Consider the following 699-nt stretch of genomic DNA (forward strand, 5'->3'; position numbering starts at 1 on the left):
GTCAGACATCGTCCGCGCTTTCATGTCCATCAGCAGCGAGTCCTCATCAGCGCTCAATTCAACACTGGCTGTGCCGTCACCGCCATCGACCGCTGGCTGGGGATCTTCCACGTAATCCCAATCCTCACCTTGGTTCCAAGGCCCACGAGTGCTGCCTTCGCCTTGAGAAAGGTTGAAGTACACATTTGTGAATTCAGGCATACCGGGCAGCTTGCCTTGGGGAAAGTTCGGCTGGATCGAGTGCAAGGCTTTTTCGAAGGACAGCTGATGCGCGATTTCGCGGGTCATCAGAAACCCCAGCGCTTCTTTCACGCCGGGATCATCAGTGACATTCATCAGGCGCTCATAAACGATCTTGGCGCGGGCCTCGGCTGCGATGTTGGAGCGCATATCTGCTGTGGGCTCACCGATGGTATCTACATAAGCGGCCGACCAAGGCACACCTGCAGAGTTGGTCAGTGGCGCACCGGCGCCGTACAACAGCGCGGTGATATGTGAATCGTTGCCGGCGCCATTAATGGCGCGATACAACTCGCCCTCTTCTTCCACCCCTTCTGCCAGGCGACCCTTCGCGCCTTTGTTGAGCATCACAATGATTGAACCGACGATCTCGAGGTGACTGAGCTCTTCGGTGGCAATGTCCATCAGCAGATCCTTTCTGCCAGGATCATCTTCTGCGAGTGCTTGGGTGAAGTAACG

1 protein-coding gene is annotated in these 699 nt (G+C 56.2%); it reads right to left on the reverse strand.

Features of this window, described 5'->3' with window-relative positions; genetic code table 11:
- A partial coding sequence (locus tag AC1DRJ_RS31050; protein WP_477805478.1) for a manganese catalase family protein occupies nucleotides 1-699 on the reverse strand: 699 nt, incomplete at both ends.

It is taken from the genome of Pseudomonas sp. P5_B2 (assembly GCF_056400445.1).